The sequence below is a fragment of the Xanthobacter sp. DMC12 genome (assembly GCF_056314105.1).
On sequence record NZ_JBQUYZ010000009.1, the window covers coordinates 108,468 to 133,692 of the forward strand.

Genomic DNA, 25,225 nt, shown 5'->3' on the forward strand with positions numbered 1-25,225 from the left:
CTCAGCCTCAGGCGAGGGCGCGCTCCCCCTCGACCGTCGCGCCGCTGCGCGCCTTCTCCACCAGATGGCCGGCGAGGCGGTGGGCCAGCGCCATGATGGTGAGGGTGAGGTGCTTGTCCGGCAGCACGGGAATGACGCCGCCGTCGCAGACATAGACGTTGTCGAGGTCGTGCAGCTTCAGGTCCGCGTCCACGACGCCCCGCTCGGGGTCAGCGGTGGTCGCCGTGGTGCCGGCATAGTGGATGCCGGTGCCGGTGTTGTCCCGCGAGGGATAGATGGAGGTCGCCCCGGCGTGGCGCAGCACCTGGCGGCCCCAGCCGTTCATGGCCTCCATCATGGCTTCCGCGCGCGGCGTGGCGGAGAAGTCCACGGCCACATGGCGCACGCCGAAGCGGTCGCGCGTCGCGCCCGGCCGCACCCGGTTGGCGGGGGTCGGCTCGCCAGCGCAGAACAGGCCGAGCGTCACGTAGGAATGGAACATGAAGCGGGCGAGCCGCTCCTTCATGAAGGGCGGAAAGCGCTTCATGCCGGCGAGATAATGCGGCACGTCCGGCACGCCGTGGATGGCATGGCCGATGAAGGGGAATTCCTCCCCGTCCGGCAGCCGGCCGCGCGACATGAGGATGAGCAGGTCGCCATAGCCGATGTCGAAATCCCGCCCCTTGCCCCACAGCTTCCAGAGCGAGGTGGAGAGCACGGCCTTGGGATTGTCCTGCAGGCGCAGGCCGAGCTGGCCGGTGGTGTTGCCCATGCCCTCGGGGGCGGCATCGTCGGCGGAATTGAACAGGATGCGCGGGCTCTCGATGGCGCCCGCCGCCAGCACCACATGATCGGCGGTGAGGACGCGCGCCTCGCCGGTGGCCATGTCGCGATATTCGACGCCCATGACCCGCTTGGTGCCGGGCTCGCGCAGCAGCCGCACCACCTTGGCGCCGGGGCGCAGCTCGTAGTTCGGCAGCTTCTCGATCTCCGGCAGCAGCCGGGCGGTGAATTTGTAGACCGCGCCGGTGGGGCAGCCGGAGGTGCAGATGCCGGTGGAGACGCAGGCGTTGGGGCTGTCCGGCCGGGTGTCGATGGCCTTGCGGTTGGGGATGGCGTGCGAATAGGGCTCGTCCATCGCGTTCACCGCATCGACGATCATCACGTCGGCGGGGCGCAGCGGCTTCGGCGGCACATAGACGCCGTCCGGCAGCTCCTCCAGTTGCTCCTCGGTGCCGCAGACGACGATGCGCCGCTCCACCGCCTCGTAATGGGGGGCGAGGTCCGAATAGGAGATCGGCCAGTCCCGGAAATCGCGCGCGGAGAAGCGCACGCTCACCCCGTTCCAGAGGTTCTGCAGGCCGTTGACGGCGAGGATCTGGTAGTGGTGGAAGTTGTTGTCCGGCCAGCCGGTGGAGCCGTCCGCGCCCTTCTCGAACAAGGGATGGACGAACAGGCTGTCGTGCGGCTCCGCCGGCCACACGGTGTTGGAGCGGATGCCGAAGTCGAGCTGGGTGCCCGGCGGGTCCACGCGCTTGAAGTGGTCGTCGGCGAGGCGCCCGCCCTGTTCCAGCGAGACCACGTTGAGGCCCGCTTTCGCCAGCTCATAGGCCAGCATGCCGCCGCCGGCGCCGGTGCCGACGACGATCACGTCGCAGTGCGATGCCTTAGCCATGCGCGTCTCCCGAAGCCTTTCCGGCCAGCGGCCGCCCGCCGACCAGCGGCCATTCCCCCACCGAGCCCAGGAAGCTGGGCGAGGCGAAATGCACATATTCAAAGAAGGTGGCCACCGCCTCGCCATCCTCGGCGAGGTGCTCGCGACGCACGTCGCCCCCGGGGAAGCCGGCACGTCCGGCGATGCGGCGGAAGGCGGCGTTGAGCTGGGTGTTCAGTGCCGCGATGCGGGCGAGGTCGCCCACCATCGGTTCCAGCGCCGCGTGGTAGGGACCAAGCGGCAGGAGGGCGACGACGAGCGCCTCGAAATCGAGGGGGGCGTCGGGAGGGGTCTCGCTCATGGGGTCTCCTCAGGCCGCGCGCAGGCGGCCGAGCTCGCGCAGGGGCCGCCCGCTCCTCAGGTGGCGCTCGATCTCTTCCAGGCTCACGCCGTTGGTCTCCGGCACCAGCCACTGGGTGAAGGCAAGGCCGGCGACGCACACCACGGCATAGAGGCCGAACACCCCGGCCAGGCCGAAATCGGCCACCAGCACCGGGAAGCTGAACACCACGATGAAGTTGAAGCCCCAGTTGACCAGCGAGGCGATGCTCATGCCTAGCGCCCGGCAGTCCAGCGGGAACACCTCGGACATCATCACCCACGGCAGCGGGCCGATGGCGATGGCGAAGGAGGCGATGTAGAGCACGAGGCCGGCGAGGGCGAGCACGCCCAGCGACGGGCTGCCAGTGGCGGCGGCGATGGCGATGGCGCCCAGCGACACCGCCGTTCCCGCAAAGCCGATGAGCAGCAGCAGGCGCCGGCCGAGCCGGTCGATGAGCATCATGCCCACCACCGTCATCAGCACGTTGACCACGCCGATGCCCGCGGTGGCGAGGATCTGGGTGGTGGTGGAGCTGAAGCCCGACAGCTCGAACACGGTGGGCGCGTAATAGATCACCGCGTTGATGCCGGAGAGCTGCTGCAGCAGGAACAGGCCCATGGCGACGATGAGCGCAGGGCGCACGCGCGGGGAGACGAGATCGGCGAAGGTCGCCTTGCGGCCCTCGTCGGCGGCCGCGGCGGCGCGGATCTCCTCATATTCGGCGGCGACGGTGGGGTCGGTCTCCGGCTTCTCGCGCATGCGGGCCAGCGCCGCCTTCGCCTCGGCGCTGCGGCCGCGCATGGCGAGCCAGCGGGGCGTGTCGGACAGGGAGAAGATGCCGGCGAACAGCAGCACCGCCGGGACAGCGCCCATGGCGAACATCCAGCGCCAGTTCTCGTCGAAGGCGTAGCCCACCACATAGGCGCCGAGGATGCCGAGCGTGATGGCGAGCTGGTAGATGGAGACCAGCATGCCGCGCTCCTTGGCCGGCGCGCTCTCCGAGATGTAGAGCGGCGCCATCATGGCGGCGACGCCGACCGCGAGGCCGATGACGAGACGGGCGAGGGTCAGGGTCCACAGCCCGTGTGCCAGCGCGCTCAGGAGCGCTCCGCCGATGAACAGGATGGCGGACCACAGCAGCAGCTTGCGGCGTCCCGCGGCGGCGGCGAGCCGCCCGCCGACGATGGCGCCGATGAAGGCGCCGAAGGGCACCGCCGCCGTCATCATCCCTTCCGCTACGGGATCGATGCCGAGGTCCCGGCGCAGCGGCGCGAGCGCGCCCGCGATCACGCCCTCGTCGAAGCCGAACAGCGCCCCGGCGAGGCCGGCGATGGCGGCGATCAGATAGATCATGGCGCTTCCCTTCGCGCTTTACCGCCCGCCGGACAGCCCGGCGGCGCGGCCCCTGTGTCGTGAAGGCCCGGTGTCCGGGCGTCAGGCCAGCACCACGCGCGCCACCTTGCGGACGGCGGCGATGATGTCGTCCTCGTCCTCGGGCGTGAGCGTGGAGGCGATGGTGAGCAGCGCGCCGCGCGCGTGCAGGTCGTCACAGTTCGGCAGGGCGCCGGCGGCGTAGCTGTAGCTCTGGCCGAAGGCGTTGGACGGGTGCGTCCAGGGGAAGCCGTCGCGGCTGTCCGAGCGCTTGTTCACGAGGCTCGGGATGTTGGAATACCAGTGCATCCCCCACTCGCGCATGGCGAGGCAGGCCAGCGAGCCGGCCGGCCCGGCGATGCCCTCGGCGCGCAGGGCGTCCACGAAGCGGCGGGCGGTGGCCTCGTCCTTCAGGGTCATGAGCATGAAGGGGCCGGTGTCGCCGGAGGGATCGGGCACGGTGCGGAAGCCGAGGCCGGGGATGTCGGCGAGGGCATTGCGGATGCGCCACTTGGACGAGCGCATGTTGCCGGTGATCTGCGGCAGCTTGCGCATCTGGGCGAGGCACATGGCGCCCGTCAGCTCCGACATGCGGGCGCCGACGCCCCAGAGCTGGCAGCTCTCGTCCGAGGTGTCGAGCCGGCCCTTCTCGTTGCGCGGATAGCCGAGGTCGTGCAGGGCGACGATGCGGCGGAACAGGTCGTCCCGCTCCGTCACCACCATGCCGCCGTCGCCGGAGGTCATGTTCTTGTTGAGCTGGAACGAGAAGATGCCGATGTCGCCGAACGTGCCCACGGCCTTGCCGTTCTGGCTGGCGCCGGCGGTCTGCGCGCAATCCTCGATGAGGGCGATGCCGCGCTCGCGGCAGATGCGGGCGACATCGGCCACCCGGCCGGGCGCGCCGCTCATGTGCACCATCAAAGCGGCGCGGGTGTTGGGGCCGATCTTGCGCTCCACGTCCGCCGGATCGAGGGTGAAGCAGTCGTCCACGTCCACCAGCTTCGGGATGGCGCCCGCCCGCACCACGGCGGCCACGCAGCTCACCCAGAGATAGCCGGGCACCAGCACCTCGTCGCCGGGGCCGATGTCGAGGGCCGACATGGCGATGGTCAGCGCGGCGGTGCCGGAAGAGACCCCCAGCGCGTGCTTGTGGCCGAAGGCGGCGCACCATTCCTTCTCCAGCGTGTCCACCATGTGCTGGAGGTCGGGGCCGTAGAAGCGGAACGGGCTCTGGGCGCGCACCACGCGGGAGACGAGCTCAAGCTCCTCCGCACCGATCCAGTGGGCGCCGGGCAGTTCCCACGGCAGGGGCTTGGTGCGGACCGGTTCGCCGCCCTCGATGGCGAGGCGATTGGCGTGTTCGTGGGTTGCCACGGAAACGGTCACTGGGCGCCCTCCGTTGCGGCCGCTCCGGCGAGATGCCGGGCCTATCGCCGCTCGTTTTTTGTACTTATGCTCCACTGCAGGTCACGCTTACAAGCCCTGCATACACGCCCCCGCGCGCTGCCCTGAAGCGCGCTCTACCCAGCTACCCGTGGGATGAAATGACGACCCTCTTCCTCACGGCGGGCCTCGTGCTCCTCAACGGCATGCTGTTCGGCTTCAGCACGGCGTCCATCGCCGGCGTGGTCGGCACCATTTCCGAAGCGTTCGCCCTCTCTACGCGCGCCACCGAGATGATGGTGACGTCGCTGCTGGCGGGCTGCTTCGTGGGCGCGGTGCTCGCCGCCCCCATCTCCCAGCGCATCGGCCGGCGCCCCTCCTGCCTGCTCGCCGCGGCGCTCGCCTTCGCCGGCTACGCGCTGGTGCCGCTCGGGCAGGCGATGGCGCCGGGGGTGGGGATGCTGGTGGTGGCGCGCATCCTCATCGGCCTCGGGGTCGGGCTCTCCTCCATGGTGGTGCCCATGTATGCGGCGGAGGTGACGCCCGCCCGCCATCGCGGCGCGGTGGTGTCCCTGTTCCAGCTCGCCGTCACCATCGGCATTCTTCTGGGCTATGCGGTGCCCCTCGCGCTCACCGGCCGCGCCTCGTGGGATCAGATGCTGGGCGGCGGCGCCCTGATCGCGGTGGCGTGCGCGGGCGCGGTGCTGCTGCTGCCGGAAAGCCCGCGCTGGCTGCTCTCCCGCGGCCGCATCGCGGAGGGCGAGGCAGCGGCGGTGCGGCTGGGCCTTGCCGGCGAGATCTCGTCCGCCGATGCGGAAGGCGCAACGCCGGCCGGCGACTGGCGCGCCGTGCTCGGCACCGGCAGCACCAAGGCGGTGCTGGTGCTGTGCAGCGTGCTGTTCGTGCTGCAGAACTTCTCCGGCATCGACGGCATCCTCTATTACGCCCCGCACATCTTCACCGAACTCGGCTTCCCGGCTGGCGTCGCCGCGCTGGCCGCCACCTTCGGCCTCGGCCTTGTGAACGTGCTGGCGACGCTGGCGGCCATGATGCTGGTGGACCGCCTCGGCCGCCGTCCGCTGCTCATCGCCGGCTCGGCGGCCATGGCGGTGAGCCTCGCCGTGGTGATTGTCGCGGCGCTGGCGGACTGGCCCTATGTGGCGCTGGCGGGGCTCTGCGCCTACATCGTCGCCTTCGCGCTGAGCCTCGGGCCGCTGCCCTACGTGCTCATGTCCGAGCTGTTCCCCTCGGCCATCCGCGAGCGGGGCATCGCCGCCGCCTCGGCGACGAGCTGGCTGTTCAACGCCATCGTGGCGGCGAGCTTCCTCTCGGTGGTGGAGGGCATCGGCCTTGCCGCCACCATCGGCATCTTCCTCGTGGTGTGCGTCGCCTCCCTCTTCATCTCCCTCGCCTACGTGCCGGAGACCCGGCAGAAGGAGCTGGAGGACATCGAGACGGACGTGCTCGCCGGAAAAGCCCTGCGACGGCTCGGCGCCTGACCGTTTCAGCCCCGCCCGGAATGGGCTACAGGTGGGGCGAGACAGGGCCGCGCAGGGGGAAGCCAGATGCCAGCGACGTTCGAGGTTTCGGGGCTGCTGAGCTTCACCATCGCCATCCTCGTCTACTTCCTCGGCGCCGGCCTCAACGAGATCATCACCCCGCTCAAGCGCTGGAACATCCCCGAAGCCGTCACCGGCGGCATCATCGCGGCCCTCGCGACGCTCTTCGCCTACAAGGTGCTGGGTCTGGCGGTGACGTTCGATCTCGACGCCCGCGACCTGCTGCTGCTCTATTTCTTCACCGGCATCGGTCTCAATGCCCGCGTCTCGGACCTCGCCACCGGCGGCAAGCCGCTGGTGATCCTGCTGCTGCTCACTGTGGTCTATCTGGTGCTGCAGAACGTCGTCGCCGTGGGCGGGGCGGCGGCGCTGGGCCTGCCTTATGGGGTGGGGCCGCTGCTCGGTTCGGTGTCGCTGGTGGGCGGCCACGGCACCACCATCGCCTGGGCGCCGCTGATCGCGCAGCGGTTCGATCTGCCCAACGCGCTGGAGATCGGCATCGCCAGCGCCACCCTCGGCCTCGTCATCGCCAGCCTCGTGGGCGGTCCGGTGGCCGGCCTGCTCATCTCCCGCTTCAACCTGCGCGGCAGCGGCGACGACGCCCCCATGGTGGGCCTTCCGGACACTCCGGCCGAGCCGGAGGGCGGTTCGGTCAACTACAAGAACATCCTCGTCACCATCCTCGCGCTCAACCTCGTCATCATCATCGCCTATGCGCTGGAAGGCGTGGTGGAGAAGACCGGCCTGAAGCTGCCCATGTTTGTGGTGTGCATGCTGGTGGCCATCGTCATCACCAACATCCTGCCCAGGGTCGCGCCCCGCCTGCCGTGGCCGGCCCGCACCCCGGCGCTGGCGCTGGTGTCCGACCTGTCGCTGAAGATCTTCCTCGCCATGTCGCTGATGAGCATGCAGCTCTGGACCCTCGGCGGCCTCGGCCCGGCGCTCGGCATGGTGCTGGCGCTGCAGACGCTGGTGGCGGTGGCCTACATCCTGTTCGTGGTGTTTCCCGCCATGGGCCGGAACTATCAGGCGGCGGTGCTGGCCGCCGGCTTCACCGGCATCAGCCTCGGCGCCACCCCCACCGCCATCGCCAACATGACCGCCGTGACCCGCACCCACGGCCCCGCGCCCATCGCCTTCATCATCCTGCCCTTGGTCTCCGCCTTCTTCATCGACATCGCGAACGCGCTGGCGATCGGCTTCATGCTGAGGTGAGGGGGCTCCAGCAGGGATTTGGTTCACTGAACTCCCATGCGCGGCGGCTGGGTCTACATCCTCACGAACAGGCCGAACGGCACGTTGTATGTCGGCGTGACGAACGATCTGGTGCGACGGACCTTCGAGCATCGTCGGGGTGACGGCGAGGGCTTCTCAAAACGTCATGGCCTCACGCGCCTCGTCTACTTCGAGCGATACGACGACATCGCGCTCGCGATCCAGCTCGAGAAGACGATGAAGCATTGGTCGCGGGCCTGGAAAATTGGCCTCATTCTGGAGATGAACCCGGAATGGCGTGATCTCTCCGACGAGATCGCGGCCTGACCCTGTCGTCATGCCCGGCCTTGTGCCGGGCATCCACGTCGTGCCGAGGGGACGGTGCCGCGAGCTGTTCCCGGCCGATCCACGTGGATGGCCGGAACCCGCATGTTTGCGGGTTCCGTTCTCTGAGACGGAAGTCGGCAGCAGCCGACTTCCGGGACAAGCCCGGCCATGACGGCAGTGAAGTCCAGATGGGTGTGCGTCACTCTTCGAGGTCGTCACCCCGCCCGTCATGCCCGGCCTTGTGTCGGGCACCCACGTCGTGCCGAGGGGACGGTGTCCCCGAGCTGTTCCCGGCCGATCCACGTGGATGGCCGGGACAAGCCCGGCCATGACGGCGGTGAAGGCCCGATGGGGTGTGCGTCGCTCTTCGTGGCCGCCGCCCCGCTCGTCATGCCCGGTCGGTCTCCGACGACGGTGGTCAGCGCCCACCATCGAGACATTCCAATGTCTCCAATCCCCATTGTCTTCAACGAAACCTTGATGTCATGATGTTCATGCGATGCATTTGCATCGCGAACAATTGCCGTTTCCCAGGTCGTCCGCTTTCGTCAATTGCGAAGTCTGCGGCGAGTGCTTTTGAATCATTCCATAAAGAGACGAGGACATGATTGTTAACGTGATCTTCGGCTCCGACGGCGGAGCCACCAAGGGCGTTGCGTCCCGGATTTCCAAGAAGTGCCAGGGCCGCGCGGTGGACATCAAGACGGCGAGCGCGGCCGATTTCGAGAATTGCGAACTGCTCATCCTCGGCTCGCCCACCTATGGCGACGGCACGCTCCAGACCGACTGGGAGGAGCATATCGACAAGCTCCGCGGCGCCCGGCTGAAAGGCAAGAAGGTGGCCCTGTTCGGCACCGGCGACCAGGAGAGCTATCCCGGCTCCTTCGTCGATGCCATGGGCATCCTCTACGACGAGGTGACGGCGCTGGAGGCGGTGGTGGTCGGCTTCACCGATACCAAGGGCTACGACTTTCTCAATTCCACCGCCGAGCGCGACGGCAAGTTCGTCGGCCTCGCCCTCGACCAGGACACCCAGTCCGGTCTCACCGACAAGCGAGTGACCGCATGGCTCAGCACCATTCTCTAGAGGCCGTCTGCGATCTGCCGGCCGTGGCAGTGCGCCTCGCGGCAGGGGAGGAGGCAGGCGCCACGCAGCGCCTGTTTCACCATCATCTCTACGAGCTGGGGCGGGGCGTGCGGCCCCTGTTCCTGATGACGCTGGGGACGCGGGACCTGCCGCCCTTGCTGGCGCGGCTGGAGCGGGCGGGCATCGACCATTTCGTGCAGCAGGTGAGCCCGGCCAAGGCCAACCTCTTCTTCGGCCGCGATGCCTTCGTCGCGGTCGCGCGGGCGCTGGTCACAAGGCCGCTCAACGCCCTGACGGCGGAAGAGGACTTCATGCTGGGGACCATGCTCGGCTACGACCGCGAGCAGCAATGCCGCCGCTACCTCACCCGCTCCGGCCGCGGCCTCGACCGGCCGGCGCTGGCGGCGGAATAGGCTTCAGGGGGCAGCTTCGGTCCGCAGTCCCTAGACCGCCCCCTCGGCATGGCGGGTCGCCAGCGGCAGGGAGGCGGTGGCGAGGAAGGAGCGGTAGCGCCGCCGGGCATCCATGGCGGTGCCGTTGTCGGAGATGGCGGCTTCCTGCAGCTCGGCCAGCGCCCAGGGCGCCGGGTCCACCGGCACGGCCACGATGGCCGGCGCGGCGCGGGAGGTGATCTCGATCACGTCGTGAGGGGTGAGGGCCTGGAGCGCATGGGCGGCGAGCTGGCGCTGGTAGGCCCGCCGTTCGGCAGACAGCTCCTCCCACGGCTCCAGCAGCGGATAACGCTGCTGCGAATAGGCGTGCATCGCCCGCGCCATCCGCTCCACCATGTCCGTCGAGACCATGCCTGCCTCTTGATGCCCTGAACTTCCGGTGAGGCGGTAATCAGGTGCGCGAGTCGCGCGCCTCCACCCCTACTGCCGCACCGAGGATGACCCGCTGGTTCTTTCCCGGAGGTTGCCGCCGGTCCAGCTGACACCGGCTCGTTCGACTCATGGTGAACACCCCCTTAATGCCACCGATATCCCACCCGGAAACCTAGGCTGACACCCGGTTCGAATTCTCGATCCGGGCGGTGTCCAATTTGCCGCAAACCGCCTATAGGATGGCCGAAATCGTCAAGGGAGCCGAAGAGATGTCCGTGAAGCTGAGCGACCTGAAGGTGAAGCTGTTCACCGACGGCGCCGACAAGGCGCAGATCGTGGAAATGGCGAAGCAGCCCCACATCGCCGGCTTCACCACCAACCCCTCCTTGCTGCGCAAGGCTGGCGTAACCGATTATGAAGCCTACGCAAAAGATCTCGTGGCGGCGGTGCCGGACCGGCATATCTCGTTCGAAGTCTTCTCCGACGACATCCCCGAAATCCGCGCCCAGGCCCGCGTCATCGCCACCTGGGGCGAGCATGTGCATGTGAAGCTCCCGGTCTCCACCACCCGCGGCGAAACCTTGTACGAGCTGGTGCGCGACCTCGTGCAGGACGGCGTGAAGGTCAACCTCACCGCCATCTTCGACGTCCCCCAGGTGGACGAGGGCGTGAAGGCCCTGGCCGGCGGAGCGCCTTCAATTATCTCGGTTTTCGCCGGCCGGCTGGCGGATCTGGGCATCGATTACAAGCCGGCGATTTCCCGCGCCGTCGAGCTGTCCCGCGCCACGCCGAACGTCGAGGTCATCTGGGCCTCCACCCGCGAGGTGTGGAATGTGATCGAGGCGGACGAGATGGGCTGCCACATCATCACCGCCCCCGCCGACGTGCTGAAGAAGCTGCCCGCCATGGGCTCCCGCACCGCCGCCGAGCTGTCTCTGGATGCCGTGAAGGCCTTCCGCGTCGACGCCCTCGCCGCCGGCCTGACCCTCGATCTCAAGGGCCGCGCCGCCGCCGAGTGAGTCCCATCGCCTCCTGACCACGAACAAGGCACGCCGCGGCATTGCGCAGCGGCGCCGCGCTGTTACACTGGCCGCAAGGCGCAGCCGGCCGTGGACCTTCGCGGCGGCCTGAGCGCACGGGACCGCCTTGCGGCGAGGGACAGGACATGAGGGACGAGACGCACGGGCCCGGTGGGGGTCCGGAGCAGTCTTGCCGCAGCGGAACCGTTGCCGAGGCAACGGTATCTCCGCCGCGAGCGGAGATGGGTGGTGGTCCGAAGGACCAGCCTCCTGCCGCCCCGTGCGCCGCGTCTGCACCGTCCCAGGATCGCCGGACCGAGTCGCGGGTGCCGAGCCCGCACGGCATTTATGCCGCCATAGACCTCGGCACCAACAATTGCCGCCTCCTCATCGCACGGCCAACCGCCCGCAGCTTCCGCGTGGTGGACGCCTTCTCGCGCATCGTTCGCCTGGGCGAAGGCCTTGGCGCGTCCGGCCGCCTGTGCGACGGCGCCATGGAACGGGCCTTGGGTGCGCTTGAAATCTGCGCGGCCAAAATGGACCTGCGCGGCGTCACCCGCGCCAGGATGGTGGCGACCGAGGCCTGCCGCTCCGCCGTCAACGGCGAGGATTTCTGCTCGCAGGTCGAGGCCCGCACCGGGCTGACGCTGGAGGTGGTTGACCGCCGCACCGAGGCGGGGCTTGCCGCGACCGGGTGCGCACCGCTGGTCGACCCCTCCTGCGAGGGCGCGGTGCTGTTCGACATCGGCGGCGGTTCGACCGAAGTGGTCTGGCTCGGCCGCCGCTCGGCCGGCGACGATGGCCCGCCGCGGGCCCGCATCCGCTCCTGGGTCTCGCTGCCCGTGGGGGTCGTCTCCCTCTCGGAGCGCCACGGCGGCGTGAAGGTGTCGCCGGACGTGTTCCACACCATGGTGGATGAGGTGTGCGGCATGCTCGACGGCGTGCGCCAGAGCTGGGGCGTGCGCGCGCCCGCCCGGCTGCACCTTCTGGGTACGTCAGGCACGGTGACGACCGTCGCCGGTATCCATCTCGGCCTCGATCGCTACGACCGCGCGCGGGTCGACGGGGCCTGGCTCGGGGCCAGCCATATCGAGCAGGTGGTGGACCGTCTGATGACCATGAGCTTCGAGGAGCGCGTGGCCAATCCGTGCATCGGCGCCCAGCGGGCGGATCTCGTCCTCGCCGGCTGCGCCATCATGGAAGCGGTGCGCCGCGTATTTCCCGCCGACCGACTGCGCGTCGCCGATCGCGGGCTGAGGGAGGGGATGCTGGTGCAGATGATGCGGGCGGACGGCGTGTGGCGGAACGGCCGCTCGGCCGATGGCTTCCACGCGACCCCGCCGACCGGAAGCCGCCCCGCGTGACCACACCACCCCGTGGGCCGGACGGCCGGCCGCTGAAGGTTCGCGTGAAGACCTCGCGCGGCCGCACCACCTCCCAGCAGAAATGGCTTCAGCGCCAGCTGAACGACCCCTATGTGGCGCGCGCCAAGCGCGAGGGCTGGCGCTCCCGCGCGGCGTTCAAGCTCATCGAGATGGACGAAAAGGCGAAGCTTCTGAAGCGTGGCCTGCGCATCGTCGATCTCGGCGCTGCGCCCGGCGGCTGGAGCCAGGTGGCGGCGCAGAAGATCGGCCTTGAGCAGGGGCAGGGCAAGATCGTCGCGATCGATCTTCTCGAGATGGACCCGATTCCCGGTGTCGTCTTCGCCCAGATGGACTTCCTCGCTCCCGACGCGCCGGGGCGGCTGATGGAGATGCTCGGCGGGCAGGCGGATTTTGTGATGTCCGACATGGCGGCGAACGCCACGGGTCACAAGAAGACCGACCACTTGCGCATCGTCGGTCTCGTGGAACTCGCGGCTGATTTCGCCAGGCAGGTGCTTGCGCCGGGCGGCGCCTTCCTCGCCAAAGTCATTCAGGGGGGCACCGAGGGCACGCTCCTCGCCAATCTCAAGCGCGATTTCGCGCTGGTGCGCCATATCAAGCCCGCCGCCAGCCGGGCCGATTCGGCCGAGCTTTATGTGCTCGCAACCGGTTTCCGGGGAAAGGTCGAAACCGCGGAGCACGAGACGGACGAGGCCGACGAAACGGAGGACTAGTCCGGCGGCACTTCGCTGCGCGGATCGTCCAGGTCCGGCTTGCGGGCCGTGAGCGAGGCGCCGGCATCCTTCGGCAGGGGAACGAAGAAAAAGATGCTGAGTGCGCTCACCGCCGCCACCACGAGGAAAGCGGCGGAGAAGTCGCCCTGGGTCACTGCCACCTCGCCGCGTGAGGCCCGCATGGTTTCCAGAACCAGGCCCGCCACGGCGACGCCGAACGAGAGCGAGACCTGCTGTGCCACGCTCGCAAACGAAGTGGCCCGGCTCATCTCGGCCGGCTCCACGTCGGCATAGCTCAGCGCGTTCAGGGCCGTGAACTGCAGCGAGCGCAGGAAGCCGCCCACCAGCAGCAGCGATGCGATGAGCCAGTGCGGAGTCAGCGGCGTGAAGGCCGCATTGATCGCGATGAAGCCGCTGCACAGGAAGACATTGGCAATAAGCACATGCTTGTAGCCGATGCGCCGCAGCAGCTTTGCGGCGGTGAACTTCATGGCCATCGCCCCGGCTGAGGCGGTGAAGGTGAGGAGGCCAGAGGCGAAGGGCGAGAGGCCGAAGGAGAGCTGCAGCATCAGTGGCAGCAGGAACGGCATGGCGCCGATGCCCACGCGGAACAGGGAGCCTCCCACGACGCCCGCGCGGAACGTCCCGTGGCGCAGCAGCCGCAGATCGAGCACGGCGTGCGGGGTGACTCGGGCGTGGCGCACGTAGAGGAACAGGAAGAACGCCCCGGTGACGCCGATGGCGATCGCCGCCCATTGCGGCACGAGCACCTCCTGCCCCAGCACGGCAAAGCCGAAGACGAGGCCGGCCAACCCCACGCCCGACAGGATCAGGCCCTTGAGATCGAGGGGCGGGACGTCCTCCTCGCGCACGTTCTCGATGAAGCGGGTGGCGAGGAACACGCCCAGCACGCCGATCGGCACATTGATGAAGAAGATGAGGCGCCAGTCGAAATAGGTGGTGATGAAGCCGCCCAGCGGCGGACCGAACACCGGGCCCAGCAGCGCCGGAATGGTGAGCCAGGCGAGCGAGGAGACCAGCTCCGATTTCGGCACGGAGCGCAGGATGACGAGCCGCCCGACCGGCACCATCATGGCTCCGCCCATGCCCTGGATGATGCGGTAGAGCACGAAGTCCGCCAGGGAAGAGGACAGGCCGCACAGGATCGAGCCGATTGTGAAGATGACGATCGCCGAGCGGAAGACCGTGCGCGCGCCGTAGCGGTCGGCGGCCCAGCCGCTGGCCGGGATGAAAACGGCCAGGGAGAGCAGGTAAGAGGTCAGCGCCAGCTTGAGCGATACCGGGTCCTCGCCGATGTCGGCGGCGATGGCGGGCAGGGAGGTGGCAATGACGGTCGAGTCCACCTGCTCCATGAAGAGCGCGCAGGCGACGATGAGCGGAATGAGGACTTGAGGCGGGAGCGCCTTGAGCTGCATCAGCTTACCTTTGGGCCGGTCCGTTCGGGCCTCGCCGTTTCCCCTTCTCCGCAATAGGCGGAGGCGGCGCCCCGATCAACCGGCGTTCGGCGCATGGTCCGGCCCCGATCCTTGCAGCACGGGCAGGGCACACCATATGGACGTTGGGCCTCAAAGGAGGGCCCGGGAAGACCATGATCTACATTCTCGCCGCTCTGCTGCCGCCCGTCGGCCTGCTGGTGAACGGGCAGCCTATCTCGGCCATCATCAATCTGGTGATGATCGTGCCGTGCATCCTGCTCGGTCTGATCTTCCCGTTGATGTTCCTGGTGCCCTCCGCCCATGCGGTCATCGCGGTGCACATGAAGCGCACCGACCGCCGCCAGCGGGAGGTCATCGAGGCCATCCAGCGCTCGGGTGGCGTGCCCCCGCGCGACTGGCGCCCGTGAAGGCAGAGGCGGGGGGCGCCTCCGCCTCTTCTGGAACTATCCCACCACCAGCACGATCTTTCCCACGTGCGCGCTCGCATCCATGCGGGCGTGCGCACCAGCGGCGTCCGTGAGCGGGAACGTCTCGTCCATCACCGGCCGGTATTTTCCGGCGGCGATCAGCGGCAGGACGTGCTCCACGATGGCCGCGGCGATGGCTGCCTTTTCCGCTACCGGGCGCGAGCGCAGCGTGGAGCCGGTGTGCGTGAGGCGCTTCAGCATGAGGCGCATGAAATCCACCTCGGCCTTGGCGCCCTGCTGGAAGGCGATCTGGACGATGCGGCCGTCCTGCGCCGCCGCCTCGTAATTCTTCTGGATGTAAGGCCCGCCGATCATGTCGAGGATGACGTTGGCACCCTTGCCGGCGGTCAAGCTCTTCACCTCCGCGACGAAGTCCTGCGTCCTGTAGTTCACCGCAAGGTCCGCGCCGAGCTTCACGCAGGCGGCGCACTTTTCATCCGATCCGGCGGTGACCACCACGCGAGCGCCGAACGCCTTTGCCAGCTGGATTGCTGTGGTGCCGATGCCGCTCGCTCCGCCATGAACCAGCAGGGTCTCTCCGGCCTTCAGTCCGCCGCGGTCGAAGATGTTGCTCCATACGGTGAAGACGGTCTCGGGCATGGCCGCGGCCTCGGCCATGGAGAGACCTTCGGGCACGGGCAGGGTGGTAGCCTCGTGGGCGGGGCAATATTCGGCATAGCCGCCGCCGGTGACGAGGGCGCACACCTTGTCGCCGATCTTGTAGGTGCTGGCGCCATCGCCCAGCGCCACCACGGTGCCTGCAATCTCGAGCCCGGGAATGTCGGACGCGCCGGGGGGCGGCGGGTAGAGCCCCTTGCGCTGCATCACGTCCGGCCGGTTGATGCCGGCCGCCTCCACCTTCACCAGAACCTCGCCCGGCGCGGGCTTGGGCACCGGCCGGGGGCCGGGCACCAACTTCTCGGGGCCGCCTGGGGTGCTGACGGTGATAGCGGTCATGGTCTCGGGCAGGTCGGCGGCGCTGGACATGGAAGGCTCCGGCAAGGGCGGCGGCACGAGGCTCTTCCCAGCCCGGCCACGGCGCGCAAAATAGGGGGATCAGACTGGAGGCAACCGCGCCTGAGGCTGCGGCGGTCGCGCGGAGAATAGGGAAGGGGAGGAGCAAAGCCAATGGATGAGGAGATCAAGCCGAAGCCTGCCGATCCGTTGGCCGGCGCGGACGTGTCGCGCCTGTCGGTGGACGAGATCGAGGCGCGTATAACCGCGCTTAAGGCGGAGATCGCGCGGCTGGAGGCGGCGCTCGTCTCCAAGCGCGCCTCCCGCGCGGCGGCCGACGCAGCCTTCAAGCTTTAGGGACGGCGGCAGCGCCCGGCAGCCGGACTGCGATCGTGCCGGCCTCGTTCGCGCGGGACGGGCGCGGCTAGCGGGTTCGTGTTAACGCGGCGTCAATAACCCACGCGCATCCTGGAGTTGTCCGTCGGAAAAGATCCTCCCCGGACTTCTGGCAACTCTCCCTGTCGGACTTCGAGCCGCCGTAAGGCGGCTCTTCTTTGGCCAGCCCCCGATATCCCCAGTCTGATCGGAGCCGCTCCTCTTTACGGGGGCACCGGCTCCGCGCTTGATGCCGGTTCCTTCGACGGAGCGGGCTGTGGATCAGGAGCAGGGCATGGGAGGCGGGATCGCGCGGGGCTTTGAACGCCTCGCGGCGGCCGAAGCGCGTCTGGCGCCCTCGACGCTTCTGCCAGCCGATGCTGAAGCGCTGGCGCGCCTCCGCTCCGACATCGCGGCGGGACTGGTGCTGCTGCTAGGCCGGGAGGAAGCGTCCATGTCCTGCTCGGAAGTGGCAGCCGCCGCGGCGCCGCTGGCGCTGACACTTCCCGCACATGTGATGGTGCGCCTGCCGGCGGTCGCGCGCCTTGCCGCGCTCGATCTGGCCGCCCTCGCCGATGGTGTCGCCGCCCAGCTGGCGGTGATCCCGGAGGGGGACGCTGGAGCCGCCCAAAAGCAAAAGCCGCGACGGCGGCAAGGCCGCCCGCGGCTTGAACTTGTCATTCCCTGACGGGTCTCCGACCTCGGAGGAGGGCGGTTGTGCGTTTGCGTCGCTGCGGCGGAGGCGCGCAGCACCGCAGCGGCAGCGGGGCCCGAAGGCCCCGGCGGCATCAGCCCTTGAGCAGCGCGCCGAACTTGTTCTTGAAGCGGGACACGCGGCCGCCGCGGTCCATCAGCTGCTGGCTGCCGCCGGTCCACGCCGGATGGGTGCGCGGATCGATGTCGAGCTGAAGGGTGTCGCCCTCCTTGCCGTAGGTCGACCGGGTCGTGTACTCGGAACCGTCCGTCATCACCACCTTGATGAAGTGGTAATCGGGGTGAATGTCGCTCTTCATTGGTTCAATCCTTTATCGCCACGCCCGCCCCGCCAGGGAGGGCAGCGTCAATTTCGGTTCCTGACGGAAGTGGCGGGTCTATAGCCGAGTGGATGCCTTGACACAAGCCGACACCTCATCTGCCCCTGTCGACAGCTCTGACACCCGCGCCGACGCTCAAAAGCGCAGGCGAGACCTGAAGCCGCTCGCCGGTCTGGCGCCATACCTCAAGCGGTATCGAGGTCGGGTCGCGGCCGCGCTCTGCGCGCTTCTTGCCGCTGCGCTCGCGACGCTCGCGCTGCCCATCGCCGTGCGGCGCATGATCGATTTTGGTTTTGCCGAGGATCATGCGGGCCTTGTGGACCAATATTTCGGGGTGCTCGTGGCGGTGGCCGCGGTGCTCGCCCTCGCCTCGGCCTGCCGCTATTATCTTGTTACCACTCTCGGTGAGCGGATCGTATCGGACCTGCGTACGGCGGTGTTCGCCCGCCTCGTCACGCTGGACGGCACCTTCTACGATTCGGCCCGCTCCGGCGAACTCACCTCCCGCCTCACCGCCGACACCACGCAGCTGAAATCCGCCGTAGGCGCTTCCGCTTCGACGGCCCTGCGCAATCTCATGATGTGCATCGGCTCGGTGGCGATGATGGTGGTCACAAGCCCCCGCCTGTCCGGTCTTGTGCTGGTCGCCATCCCCGTCATCGTGCTGCCGCTGATGGCTTCCGGCCGCAAGGTGCGACGCCTGACCCGGCAGGCGCAGGACACGCTTGCGGATGCCTCAGCCTATGCCGCCGAGGCGCTGAACAGCATGCGAGCCCTACAGGCGGCCAGCGCCGAGGGCGCGGCGCGGCAGCGGTTTGACGGGGCGGTGGAGCAGGCGTTCGATGCCGCCCGGCAGGCCACGCAGGCCCGCAGCTGGCTCACCGGAATCGCCATCTTCCTGGTGTTCGGATCGGTGGTGGCGGTGCTGTGGGCTGGCGCGCAGTCGGTGCTGGCGGGCACCATGACGTCGGGTGCGCTGGGCCAGTTCGTGCTCTATGCGGTGCTCGCAGCAGCCTCCCTCGGCAACCTCTCCGAGACCTGGGGCGAGATGTCCGCCGCTGCCGGAGCTGCCGAGCGCATCGGTGAGCTGCTCAGGGTGGAGCCGCAGGTGCGTGCGCCGGCGAAGCCCGTGGCGCTGCCGGCGCGGGTCAGCGGCGCCATCCGCTTCGACGAAGTGTCTTTCTCCTATCCGACGCGGCCTGACCATTCGGCACTCAACTCCGTTTCGTTCTCCATAAGGCCGGGAGAGCGGGTGGCTCTCGTCGGGCCGTCCGGAGCCGGCAAGAGCACCGTGTTCCAGTTGCTCGAACGCTTCTACGATCCGCAGGCCGGCCGCATCGTCCTTGACGACATCAACATTCGCGAGACGGATCCCGTTGCCGTGCGGCGGCAGATGGCGCTGGTCCCGCAGGAGGTGGCCATCTTCGCCGATAGCGTGCGGGCCAATATCCGGCTTGGCCGGCCGGAGGCCACCGACGCCGAGGTGGAAGAGGCCGGGCGTGCGGCGCTGGTGGACGAATTCGTCGCTCGGTTGCCGCAGGGCTGGGACACCATGGTGGGCGAGCGTGGCGTGACGCTCTCCGGCGGCCAGCGCCAGCGCATCGTGATCGCCCGCGCCATCCTGCGGGGGGCGCCCATCCTGCTGCTCGACGAGGCGACGAGTGCCCTCGACGCAGAAAGCGAGACCCTGGTGCAGACGGCGCTGGAGCATTCCATGCAGGGGCGCACCACGCTGGTCATCGCCCATCGCCTCGCTACAGTGCTCTCTGCCGATCGCATCCTGGTCATGGAGGCCGGGCGCATCGTCGACGAAGGCACCCATGCGGAACTGGTTGCGAAGGGCGGCCTCTATGCCCGCCTCGCCCAGCTCCAGTTCCACGCGGCAGCCTAGATTTCAGGCGCCGCGCCACTCCATGCGGTAGGTCCGGCGGCCGGACATGGGATTGGCACCTTCTGAGACGATGGCCAGCCCCATCTTCTCGTAGAAGCGCACAGCCCGCGGATTGTCCTGGTTCACATCCAGTGCGACGAGCGCAGGGGAGAGGCGGCGCGCTTCCGCCATCAGCGCCTCCGCAGCGCCCTTGCCCCAGAACGGCGGCGCGACGGCCAACTGGTCGAGATAGCCGGTGCGCGGATGGATGACGACGAAGCCGGCCACGCGCCCTTCCCGCGTTCCTTCCCGCGCCACCTGGATCAGCGCGCCGTCGGCTCTCAGGGCATCCAGATGGCTTTCCAGCCACGGAAGGCGTGCGACGAAATCGATGTCGGGCATGGTCTTCGCCCAGGTCTCCACCCACAGCTGCGCCATGGCCGGCCGATCCTCGGGCACGGCCATCGCGAGGATATAGGTGGAGGCTGGCGCTTGGTGTGTCGGGTCGGACATGGTGGCTCCGGCTGTTGCCCTACACTGCGCCCGCCGGGTTGCCGTGGCTTTAATGCAGAGGTTGCACGCCGCGGATCGGCGTTCTCAGCTTGCGCCGTCACCTTCTGTGCCAAAGGCGAGGCGCAAGGCGTGGGTGCGGACGTCCGGGGGCCAGCCGACGGTCATCTGCTCCAGCCCGGCACGGTCGTCGGCAAACAGGGCGCGGGTGGCCTCCTCATAGCCCGGCAGGTCTCCGGCAAGTGCTTGCATGAAGTGATAGGCTGCGGACTGGGCGGCGCGCCGCTGCTGCTGCGGGGCATCCCGGCGGCGTGCCTCGTCCACCAGCCGGCGCAGGGTCGCAGAGGCGCCGCTCGGCTGGGCGGCGAGCCAGTCCCAGTGCCGGGGCAGCAGCGTCACTTCACGGGCGACGACGCCGAGCTTCGGGCGGCCGCGGCCCTTGGCCGGCGCGTCGGGCTCGGGGGCAGCCGGCGCGCCAGCAGCATCGAGGCGGGCGCGGATTTCGGCGTCGTCACCGCGCAGGTCGAGATCGATGAGCCGCCCTGTGACATCATCGAAGACGAGCACGGTGCCGATGTCTCCGGATGCCGTCGCAGCCTTCACCGCCAGCGCCACATCGGACAAGGAGCCGGTTCGCAGAAGACGCGATCCGGCGAAGGCGGTGCAAATTCGGGTGAGGGACATAGACACGCGACAATTCCAGTTACTCGCTAAAATACCCGGATAAAAACACATGTCCAGCGCCGGCGCAGGCGGCCGGGCCTATTCGCAGGTGGTGAGCGTCACCGGATCGGCCCCGGGCGGGAGGAATTCGGCCATCGGGCGACAGGTGTTGGCGATGCAGACCTGCCAGTCGGCCGTTGCGCCCGAGCGGCGCAGGATCACCTGCCGCTGTGGCGCCAGAGCGGGATGGGAGACATAGAAGCCGCCCTCCAGCACTGCACCTTCCGGCGGCTCCATGCCGGCGCCCGACCCTTGGACGTGCACCTCGTCCAGCACAAGGCCGGCCGGAGTGGCGCGCCAGTCCTCCTGCCACGTGCTCTTCTGCACGGAATGGGTCCAGGCGAGGGTGATGGCAGCGGCGAGCCGCACCACCGTCGCCCCCGCCACGAGGCAGGCGAGGGCCACTCAGGCCGCGACCGGACGCGCCCGGCTCTTCCAGTAGTGCCAGCCGATGAAGGCGGCGGAGGCGGCGAAGCCGATCTCGTCGGTCATGGGCAGGGCCAGGATGAGCAGCGCCGCGGCGGCAAAGGCGACGATGCGCTCCACGACATTGAGCGGCGCCAGCAGGTAGCCCGTCGCCGTCGCGGCCCACAGGATGATGGCGATGACCGCCTTGACGAACACGTAGGCCACCGCCGGCCAGAAGCCGATGATGTCGGCCATGGGATCGCCGTTCTGCAGCATCAGCGCCGGGGCATAGACCGCCATGAACGGCACCACATAGCCCGCGACCGCGATGCGCGTTGCGATCCAGCCGATGGTTTGCCCCGAGGCGCCCGCAATGGGCGCTGCCGCGAAGGCGGCGAGCGCCACCGGTGGTGTCAGGTCGGCCATGATGCCGAAATAGAAGACAAACATGTGGGAAACGATGAGCGGCACCCCGAGCGCCAGCAGCGCCGGGCCGGCGATGGAGGCGGTGATGATGTAGTTCGGGATGGTCGGCAGCCCCATGCCGAGGATGAGGCAGGCGATCATCGTCAGCACCAGCGACAGGAACAGCGAATTCTTGCCCACTTCCACCACGAAGGTGGCAAAGGTGGTGGCGATGCCGGTGAGCGTGAAAACGCCGATCATGGTGCCCACCAGCGCGCAGGCGATGCCTACGGGCAGCGCATTGCGGGCGCCGTCCGCCATGCTCTCGATGCTGATGCGCAACGTCTCGCGGCCGCCTTTCACAAAAAACAGGATGGCCACCAGCACGGCGATGACGGTGGCGACGCCGTTGATGCCGTATTCCAGGAAGCTCGCCGCCGACAGGCCGAGCACGATCCAGAACACCACCCGGAGCCCGTAAGGCCCGATCAGCCGTGCCACAGGTGCGCCGAGTACGATGAGCGCGGTGAGCGCGAGACCCACCGTGCCGGCGAACAGAGGCGTGTAGCCGGAGAACAGCAGCCAAACGAGGGCCGCCAGCGGCAGGATGAGGTACCAGTTATTCCTCAGCGCCAGCCAGGCGTTCGGGCACTTGTCTTTCGGCAGGCCGGAGAGGCCGTCCTTGCCGGCCTCCAGATGCACCATGGCGAAGACGGTGAAGAAATAGAGGAAGGCCGGGATCACCGCCGCCGTGGCGATGGTGGCGTAGGGCACGTCGATGGTCTCGGCCATGATGAAGGCGACCGCGCCCATCACCGGCGGCATGATCTGGCCGCCCATGGAGGCGGTCGCCTCCACCGCGCCGGCAAAAGCCGGCTTGTAGCCGAACCGCTTCATCAGCGGGATGGTGAACTGGCCGGTGGTGACGACGTTGGCGACGCCCGAGCCATTGATGGTGCCCATCAGGGCCGACGAGATCACCGCCACCTTGGCCGGGCCGCCTTTTGCATGGCCAACCGTGCCCATGGCGAGGTCGTTGAACAGCTGGATCATCCCCGCGCGCTCGAGGAAGGCGCCGAACAGGATGAACAGGAAGATGAAGGAGGACGAGACGTAGGTGGGCGTGCCGTAGATGCCCTCCGTGCCGAGGAACATCTGGTCCACCACCTGCACATAATCGAACGGGCGGTGGTCGAGGGGCGCCGGCAGGTATTCACCGAACAGTCCGTAGAGGATGAAGCCGCCGCACATGATCGGCAGAGATGCGCCCATCAGCCGTCGAGAGCCCTCGAACACCAGCGCCACCGCAATGGTGCCGACCACGATGTCCATGGTGGAGGGGTCGCCCGCCCGCTGGATCAGCGCGGCGTAGAACACCCAATGATAGAGACCGACGATGAACGAGAAGATGCCGAGGCCCCACAACACCAGGCGCTCGGTTCCTGTCTTGTGGTTCGCGGCGATGGCGAACACCACCAGCAGCAGAAAGCCCACATGGACGGAGCGGACGATCTGGCTCGCCAATGGGCTCCAGGCGGCCGTGACGACCTGGAAGGTCGAGAAGGCCACGGCAATCCAGAACACCGTCCGACCCCATGCGCCCGGCCCCCAGGTGAGGTCGAGCAGCGCGTCGTCCACCACCACCGGTGCGCCGTGGCTGGGGTTGTTCACGTCGTGGCTCACCGGCGGGACGGTCTGCGGGGTGTGGAGCGAGGAGGTCATGGATCAGGGCTCGCGGCGTCTGGCGCGGTCTGGAATGGGAACGGCGGCGCTGAAGCGCGCCGCCGGCAAGGCGAGGAAGCCGGACGGCTCGTCGGCTCAGGGCGTCACGCCCTTTTCCTTGAAGAACTTCTCCGCTCCCGGATGGAAGGCGACCGGTGAGCCCTTCATCGCATTCGCAAGCGTGATGGACTTGGCCGCCGAATGGGCCGCCGCCAGTTCCGGCAGGTTCTCGTAGATGGCCTTGGTGATGGCGTAGACCTCGTCGTCCTTCAGGTCGGAGCGGGTGACGAGGAAGTTCGGAACCGCCGCAGTCGCCACGTCGGCGCTCTGGCCCTCATAGGTGCCGGCGGGGATGGTGGTCTTGAGATAGGGAGCGCCGATCTTGTCGATGACCGTGCCTGGCACCTCCACCACCACGATGGGCACTGAATTCGCGAGGTCCTTGATGGAAGCGACGCCGAGGCCGGCGGACTGCAGCGTGGCGTCGAGCTGGCGGTTCTTCATCAGCTCCACGGATTCGGCGAAAGGCAGGTACTCGATCTTGCCGAGGTCGTCATACTTCAGCCCGGCCGCATTGAGGATAGCGCGGGCATTGAGTTCCGTGCCCGACTTGGGCGCGCCGACGGAGAGGCGCTTGCCCTTCAGGTCGGCGATGGTCTTGATCCCCGAATCCTTCGAGGCGACGATCTGGATGTAGTTGGGATAGATGCCGCCCAACGCCCGTACCTTGGTCAGCGGGGCCTTGAACCCGGCCTCTTCCTTGCCGGCCACACCGTCGGCCAGGCTGTCCGCGAGGGTGAAGGCGACTTCGCCCTTGCCCTGCTGGATGAGGTTCAGATTTTCCACCGACGCCTTGGTGGCCTGCACCGAGGGGCGGGTCCCCGGCACCTTTTCGCCGATCACCTTCGAGATGGCCACGCCGAGCGGATAATAAACGCCAGACGTTCCGCCGGTGAGGACGTTCACGAACTCGGCCCGGGCGGCCGCCGGGGTGAAAGCGAGCGCGCACGTCAGGGCGGCTGCGGCGAAGCGGGCAGGCCGAAACAGGTTGGCTGCGGCGGACAGGCGCTGCATGGGCGTTCTCCCTTTTGGTTAAATCGTTAAAGGGAGGCTACCGTCTCGTACCGTAAAGGCCAGCGCCTTTCTGTCTCTTGCGACTAAAGTCGTATCTGCGGTTGCGGGGTAAGGCCAAGCTTGGCGAAGGTCATCCGCGCCTTGCGAGCATGGGCCAGTAGATGGCGACGAACCCGGCAAAGGCGGCGCACCAGCAGGCTGCCGCGACCAGCATCAACGGACTCGTCCACTGCGGGAGGCAGGCCATGGCCACACGCGCCACAAGTGCTGCGGCGACAAGGAGATAGGTCGCGACAGTGCCGGGCGTCGCGGCGAGGGCCTGGCCGGAATGGCCGAGGGTGGCGCGTGTCATCATGGCCAAGGTCATGCCGCCGATGCCGCCGATGGCCCAGACATGGAGCCCGGCGGCGGCCGGCACATGATCCGGCGCCAGCGCCGATGCCCCGGTCGCGAGGAAGCCCAGCGCCACCAGCAGGAAGGCGCCGTGGAGCACCAGAACCAGCGGATCGGAGACGGTCCGCCAGCCGCGCCAGCGGGCGAGCCGGGCCAGGGTCGCAAGGCCGGCGGCGATCAGGGCGAGGCCAGTCAACCCATTGTCCGGAAAGGCGATCCAGGCGACGAGGGCCAGAGCGGAGGCGGCGAGCGCATAGGCATCCCAGCGGTCAAACGGCGCCGGGCGGCGCTCATTCGGGCGCCGGGCCAGCCAGTTTCCGGTGAAGCTCGGCACCACGCGGCCGCCGAACAGCAGGATGAGGAAGACGATCAGCGCCAGCGCCGCCCGCCCGGCAAGGTCGGCATCGCCGGTAAAATGGGCTTCCAGATGGAAGGCGATATTGGTGAGGCCGAGCAGCCCTACAACTCCTACCACCTTGAGATTGCGCCAATTTTTTCCCGCCGCGATCTCCCGTGCCACCACCAGCGCGAAGACGGCGAGGAAGGCCACGTCGATCACCGCCGCTGCCGCCCAGCCGATGCGGGCAGAGACGAGCACGGCGACGCGGCCCGCAAACCAAAGCAGGACAAGGCTTCCGAGGGCATTGCCCGCGACCGGCAGGCGGCCGGTCCAGTTGGGGATGGCGGTGAGGAGGAAGCCGGCGATGACGGCCGCGCCATAGCCGAACAGCATCTCGTGGGCGTGCCATTCGACGGGGGAAAATGCCGTTGGTAGAATGACTTCGCCGAGGAAAACCGCTGGCCAGACGGCGATGGCGGCAAGGGCGAACAGGCCGGCGCCGAGGAAGAAGGGGCGGAAGCCCCGGCTCAGCAGGGCGGCGCCGGTGAAGGCGCGGAATGTTGCGGCGGTGCGCATGGCTATAATCCTGAAATAA

At 68.3% G+C, this 25,225-nt stretch carries 26 protein-coding genes; 12 read left to right on the forward strand and 14 right to left on the reverse strand.

Annotated features, from left to right (window positions below; translation table 11 throughout):
* Positions 1 to 7: 7 nt before the first annotated feature.
* The 4 genes from ACT535_RS24385 to ACT535_RS24400 all read right to left on the reverse strand — a co-directional run bounded on the left by ACT535_RS24385 (position 8) and on the right by ACT535_RS24400 (position 4,772).
* The gene (locus tag ACT535_RS24385) at positions 8 to 1,654 is read right to left on the reverse strand and encodes a GMC oxidoreductase (protein ID WP_476328977.1); all 1,647 of its coding nucleotides are present in this window, start codon (positions 1,652 to 1,654) and stop codon (positions 8 to 10) included.
* Positions 1,647 to 1,994 carry a hypothetical protein gene (locus ACT535_RS24390; protein ID WP_476366336.1) on the reverse strand — a complete coding sequence of 116 codons (348 nt, stop codon included), beginning with the start codon at positions 1,992 to 1,994 and terminating at the stop codon, positions 1,647 to 1,649. Before ACT535_RS24390 ends, ACT535_RS24385 begins: the two co-directional genes overlap by 8 nt.
* 9 nt (positions 1,995 to 2,003) lie before the next feature.
* Positions 2,004 to 3,368 (reverse strand): sugar porter family MFS transporter, encoded by a 1,365-nt coding sequence (locus ACT535_RS24395; RefSeq protein ID WP_168462489.1) that lies wholly within the window; start codon positions 3,366 to 3,368, stop codon positions 2,004 to 2,006.
* Positions 3,369 to 3,449: 81 nt separating this feature from the next.
* On the reverse strand, positions 3,450 to 4,772 hold the full coding sequence (locus tag ACT535_RS24400) for a DegT/DnrJ/EryC1/StrS family aminotransferase (RefSeq protein ID WP_476328973.1): 1,323 nt from the start codon (positions 4,770 to 4,772) through the stop codon (positions 3,450 to 3,452).
* Between the two features lie 158 nt (positions 4,773 to 4,930).
* Here ACT535_RS24400 and ACT535_RS24405 point away from each other — a divergent pair, with 158 nt between their 5' ends.
* From ACT535_RS24405 to ACT535_RS24425, 5 genes are all read left to right on the forward strand, one after another.
* A complete protein-coding gene (locus ACT535_RS24405; protein WP_476366337.1) occupies positions 4,931 to 6,268 on the forward strand; it encodes a sugar porter family MFS transporter in 1,338 nt (445 codons plus the stop codon).
* Positions 6,269 to 6,334: 66 nt separating this feature from the next.
* Positions 6,335 to 7,543, forward strand: coding sequence for a sodium/glutamate symporter (gene gltS / locus ACT535_RS24410; RefSeq protein ID WP_476366338.1), 1,209 nt, complete (start codon positions 6,335 to 6,337; stop codon positions 7,541 to 7,543).
* A 36-nt stretch (positions 7,544 to 7,579) separates the two neighbouring features.
* Positions 7,580 to 7,870 (forward strand): GIY-YIG nuclease family protein, encoded by a 291-nt coding sequence (locus ACT535_RS24415; protein WP_476366339.1) that lies wholly within the window; start codon positions 7,580 to 7,582, stop codon positions 7,868 to 7,870.
* Positions 7,871 to 8,474: 604 nt separating this feature from the next.
* Complete coding sequence (gene fldA, locus ACT535_RS24420; RefSeq protein ID WP_168462492.1) at positions 8,475 to 8,957, forward strand: flavodoxin FldA; 483 nt, start codon at positions 8,475 to 8,477, stop codon at positions 8,955 to 8,957.
* Positions 8,936 to 9,370 (forward strand): DUF2023 family protein, encoded by a 435-nt coding sequence (locus ACT535_RS24425; protein WP_476366340.1) that lies wholly within the window; start codon positions 8,936 to 8,938, stop codon positions 9,368 to 9,370. Before fldA ends, ACT535_RS24425 begins: the two co-directional genes overlap by 22 nt.
* 30 nt (positions 9,371 to 9,400) lie before the next feature.
* Here the strand turns inward: ACT535_RS24425 and ACT535_RS24430 are convergent, their stop codons facing one another.
* A complete protein-coding gene (locus ACT535_RS24430) occupies positions 9,401 to 9,760 on the reverse strand; it encodes a hypothetical protein (protein WP_476366341.1) in 360 nt (119 codons plus the stop codon).
* 290 nt (positions 9,761 to 10,050) lie between these two features.
* Between ACT535_RS24430 and ACT535_RS24435 the strand changes: the two genes are divergently transcribed.
* From ACT535_RS24435 to ACT535_RS24445, 3 genes are all read left to right on the forward strand, one after another.
* On the forward strand, positions 10,051 to 10,800 hold the full coding sequence (locus tag ACT535_RS24435) for a transaldolase family protein (RefSeq protein ID WP_476366342.1): 750 nt from the start codon (positions 10,051 to 10,053) through the stop codon (positions 10,798 to 10,800).
* A gap of 242 nt (positions 10,801 to 11,042) precedes the next feature.
* Complete coding sequence (locus ACT535_RS24440; RefSeq protein ID WP_476366343.1) at positions 11,043 to 12,164, forward strand: Ppx/GppA phosphatase family protein; 1,122 nt, start codon at positions 11,043 to 11,045, stop codon at positions 12,162 to 12,164.
* Positions 12,161 to 12,898, forward strand: a complete 738-nt coding sequence (locus tag ACT535_RS24445) for an RlmE family RNA methyltransferase (RefSeq protein ID WP_476366344.1) — start codon at positions 12,161 to 12,163, stop codon at positions 12,896 to 12,898. The genes ACT535_RS24440 and ACT535_RS24445 overlap by 4 nt, the downstream gene beginning before the upstream one ends.
* Here the strand turns inward: ACT535_RS24445 and ACT535_RS24450 are convergent.
* A complete protein-coding gene (locus tag ACT535_RS24450) occupies positions 12,895 to 14,334 on the reverse strand; it encodes an MFS transporter (RefSeq protein ID WP_476366345.1) in 1,440 nt (479 codons plus the stop codon). The genes ACT535_RS24445 and ACT535_RS24450 overlap by 4 nt on opposite strands.
* Before the next feature lie 173 nt (positions 14,335 to 14,507).
* On the opposite strand from ACT535_RS24450, the gene ACT535_RS24455 reads away from it, so the two are divergent.
* On the forward strand, positions 14,508 to 14,762 hold the full coding sequence (locus ACT535_RS24455) for a hypothetical protein (protein ID WP_168462499.1): 255 nt from the start codon (positions 14,508 to 14,510) through the stop codon (positions 14,760 to 14,762).
* A 36-nt stretch (positions 14,763 to 14,798) separates the two neighbouring features.
* Here ACT535_RS24455 and ACT535_RS24460 read toward each other — a convergent pair whose 3' ends face one another.
* A complete protein-coding gene (locus tag ACT535_RS24460; protein WP_476366346.1) occupies positions 14,799 to 15,809 on the reverse strand; it encodes an NAD(P)H-quinone oxidoreductase in 1,011 nt (336 codons plus the stop codon).
* 141 nt (positions 15,810 to 15,950) lie between these two features.
* Between ACT535_RS24460 and ACT535_RS24465 the strand changes: the two genes are divergently transcribed.
* Both ACT535_RS24465 and ACT535_RS24470 read left to right on the forward strand, forming a co-directional pair.
* A complete protein-coding gene (locus tag ACT535_RS24465) occupies positions 15,951 to 16,133 on the forward strand; it encodes a DUF1192 domain-containing protein (RefSeq protein ID WP_168462501.1) in 183 nt (60 codons plus the stop codon).
* Between the two features lie 313 nt (positions 16,134 to 16,446).
* Positions 16,447 to 16,839, forward strand: a complete 393-nt coding sequence (locus ACT535_RS24470) for a hypothetical protein (RefSeq protein ID WP_476366347.1) — start codon at positions 16,447 to 16,449, stop codon at positions 16,837 to 16,839.
* 100 nt (positions 16,840 to 16,939) lie between these two features.
* Here the strand turns inward: ACT535_RS24470 and rpmE are convergent, their stop codons facing one another.
* Entirely contained in the window at positions 16,940 to 17,164 is a 225-nt protein-coding gene (rpmE, locus tag ACT535_RS24475; RefSeq protein ID WP_024277552.1) for a 50S ribosomal protein L31, read from the reverse strand.
* Between the two features lie 88 nt (positions 17,165 to 17,252).
* Here rpmE and ACT535_RS24480 point away from each other — a divergent pair, with 88 nt between their 5' ends.
* Entirely contained in the window at positions 17,253 to 19,076 is a 1,824-nt protein-coding gene (locus ACT535_RS24480; RefSeq protein ID WP_476366348.1) for an ABC transporter transmembrane domain-containing protein, read from the forward strand.
* Between the two features lie 3 nt (positions 19,077 to 19,079).
* Here the strand turns inward: ACT535_RS24480 and ACT535_RS24485 are convergent, their stop codons facing one another.
* The 6 genes from ACT535_RS24485 to ACT535_RS24510 all read right to left on the reverse strand — a co-directional run bounded on the left by ACT535_RS24485 (position 19,080) and on the right by ACT535_RS24510 (position 25,206).
* On the reverse strand, positions 19,080 to 19,568 hold the full coding sequence (locus ACT535_RS24485; protein WP_476366349.1) for a GNAT family N-acetyltransferase: 489 nt from the start codon (positions 19,566 to 19,568) through the stop codon (positions 19,080 to 19,082).
* Between the two features lie 84 nt (positions 19,569 to 19,652).
* Positions 19,653 to 20,249 carry a DUF2239 family protein gene (locus ACT535_RS24490; RefSeq protein WP_476366384.1) on the reverse strand — a complete coding sequence of 199 codons (597 nt, stop codon included), beginning with the start codon at positions 20,247 to 20,249 and terminating at the stop codon, positions 19,653 to 19,655.
* Between the two features lie 78 nt (positions 20,250 to 20,327).
* Positions 20,328 to 20,693, reverse strand: a complete 366-nt coding sequence (locus ACT535_RS24495; protein WP_476366350.1) for a DUF1850 domain-containing protein — start codon at positions 20,691 to 20,693, stop codon at positions 20,328 to 20,330.
* Positions 20,694 to 22,823 carry a TRAP transporter permease gene (locus tag ACT535_RS24500; RefSeq protein WP_476366351.1) on the reverse strand — a complete coding sequence of 710 codons (2,130 nt, stop codon included), beginning with the start codon at positions 22,821 to 22,823 and terminating at the stop codon, positions 20,694 to 20,696.
* A 96-nt stretch (positions 22,824 to 22,919) separates the two neighbouring features.
* Positions 22,920 to 23,897, reverse strand: coding sequence for a TAXI family TRAP transporter solute-binding subunit (locus ACT535_RS24505; RefSeq protein WP_476366352.1), 978 nt, complete (start codon positions 23,895 to 23,897; stop codon positions 22,920 to 22,922).
* Positions 23,898 to 24,027: 130 nt separating this feature from the next.
* Positions 24,028 to 25,206 (reverse strand): NnrS family protein, encoded by a 1,179-nt coding sequence (locus ACT535_RS24510; RefSeq protein ID WP_476366353.1) that lies wholly within the window; start codon positions 25,204 to 25,206, stop codon positions 24,028 to 24,030.
* Positions 25,207 to 25,225: the final 19 nt, after the last annotated feature.

What these genes read in the sequence shown, in the direction of transcription:
- ACT535_RS24510 (WP_476366353.1), bottom strand. Translation starts at nt 25,206, where the DNA reads ATGCGCACCGCCGCAACATTCCGCGCCTTCACCGGCGCCGCCCTGCTG.
- ACT535_RS24455 (WP_168462499.1), top strand. Translation starts at nt 14,508, where the DNA reads ATGATCTACATTCTCGCCGCTCTGCTGCCGCCCGTCGGCCTGCTGGTG.
- ACT535_RS24500 (WP_476366351.1), bottom strand. Translation starts at nt 22,823, where the DNA reads ATGACCTCCTCGCTCCACACCCCGCAGACCGTCCCGCCGGTGAGCCAC.
- ACT535_RS24465 (WP_168462501.1), top strand. Translation starts at nt 15,951, where the DNA reads ATGGATGAGGAGATCAAGCCGAAGCCTGCCGATCCGTTGGCCGGCGCG.
- ACT535_RS24425 (WP_476366340.1), top strand. Translation starts at nt 8,936, where the DNA reads ATGGCTCAGCACCATTCTCTAGAGGCCGTCTGCGATCTGCCGGCCGTG.
- fldA (WP_168462492.1), top strand. Translation starts at nt 8,475, where the DNA reads ATGATTGTTAACGTGATCTTCGGCTCCGACGGCGGAGCCACCAAGGGC.
- ACT535_RS24490 (WP_476366384.1), bottom strand. Translation starts at nt 20,249, where the DNA reads ATGTCCCTCACCCGAATTTGCACCGCCTTCGCCGGATCGCGTCTTCTG.
- ACT535_RS24385 (WP_476328977.1), bottom strand. Translation starts at nt 1,654, where the DNA reads ATGGCTAAGGCATCGCACTGCGACGTGATCGTCGTCGGCACCGGCGCC.
- ACT535_RS24395 (WP_168462489.1), bottom strand. Translation starts at nt 3,368, where the DNA reads ATGATCTATCTGATCGCCGCCATCGCCGGCCTCGCCGGGGCGCTGTTC.
- ACT535_RS24505 (WP_476366352.1), bottom strand. Translation starts at nt 23,897, where the DNA reads ATGCAGCGCCTGTCCGCCGCAGCCAACCTGTTTCGGCCTGCCCGCTTC.
- ACT535_RS24430 (WP_476366341.1), bottom strand. Translation starts at nt 9,760, where the DNA reads ATGGTCTCGACGGACATGGTGGAGCGGATGGCGCGGGCGATGCACGCC.
- ACT535_RS24450 (WP_476366345.1), bottom strand. Translation starts at nt 14,334, where the DNA reads ATGCAGCTCAAGGCGCTCCCGCCTCAAGTCCTCATTCCGCTCATCGTC.
- ACT535_RS24405 (WP_476366337.1), top strand. Translation starts at nt 4,931, where the DNA reads ATGACGACCCTCTTCCTCACGGCGGGCCTCGTGCTCCTCAACGGCATG.
- ACT535_RS24440 (WP_476366343.1), top strand. Translation starts at nt 11,043, where the DNA reads ATGGGTGGTGGTCCGAAGGACCAGCCTCCTGCCGCCCCGTGCGCCGCG.
- ACT535_RS24460 (WP_476366346.1), bottom strand. Translation starts at nt 15,809, where the DNA reads ATGTCCAGCGCCGCCGACCTGCCCGAGACCATGACCGCTATCACCGTC.
- ACT535_RS24470 (WP_476366347.1), top strand. Translation starts at nt 16,447, where the DNA reads ATGGGAGGCGGGATCGCGCGGGGCTTTGAACGCCTCGCGGCGGCCGAA.
- ACT535_RS24485 (WP_476366349.1), bottom strand. Translation starts at nt 19,568, where the DNA reads ATGTCCGACCCGACACACCAAGCGCCAGCCTCCACCTATATCCTCGCG.
- rpmE (WP_024277552.1), bottom strand. Translation starts at nt 17,164, where the DNA reads ATGAAGAGCGACATTCACCCCGATTACCACTTCATCAAGGTGGTGATG.
- ACT535_RS24415 (WP_476366339.1), top strand. Translation starts at nt 7,580, where the DNA reads ATGCGCGGCGGCTGGGTCTACATCCTCACGAACAGGCCGAACGGCACG.
- ACT535_RS24435 (WP_476366342.1), top strand. Translation starts at nt 10,051, where the DNA reads ATGTCCGTGAAGCTGAGCGACCTGAAGGTGAAGCTGTTCACCGACGGC.
- gltS (WP_476366338.1), top strand. Translation starts at nt 6,335, where the DNA reads ATGCCAGCGACGTTCGAGGTTTCGGGGCTGCTGAGCTTCACCATCGCC.
- ACT535_RS24390 (WP_476366336.1), bottom strand. Translation starts at nt 1,994, where the DNA reads ATGAGCGAGACCCCTCCCGACGCCCCCCTCGATTTCGAGGCGCTCGTC.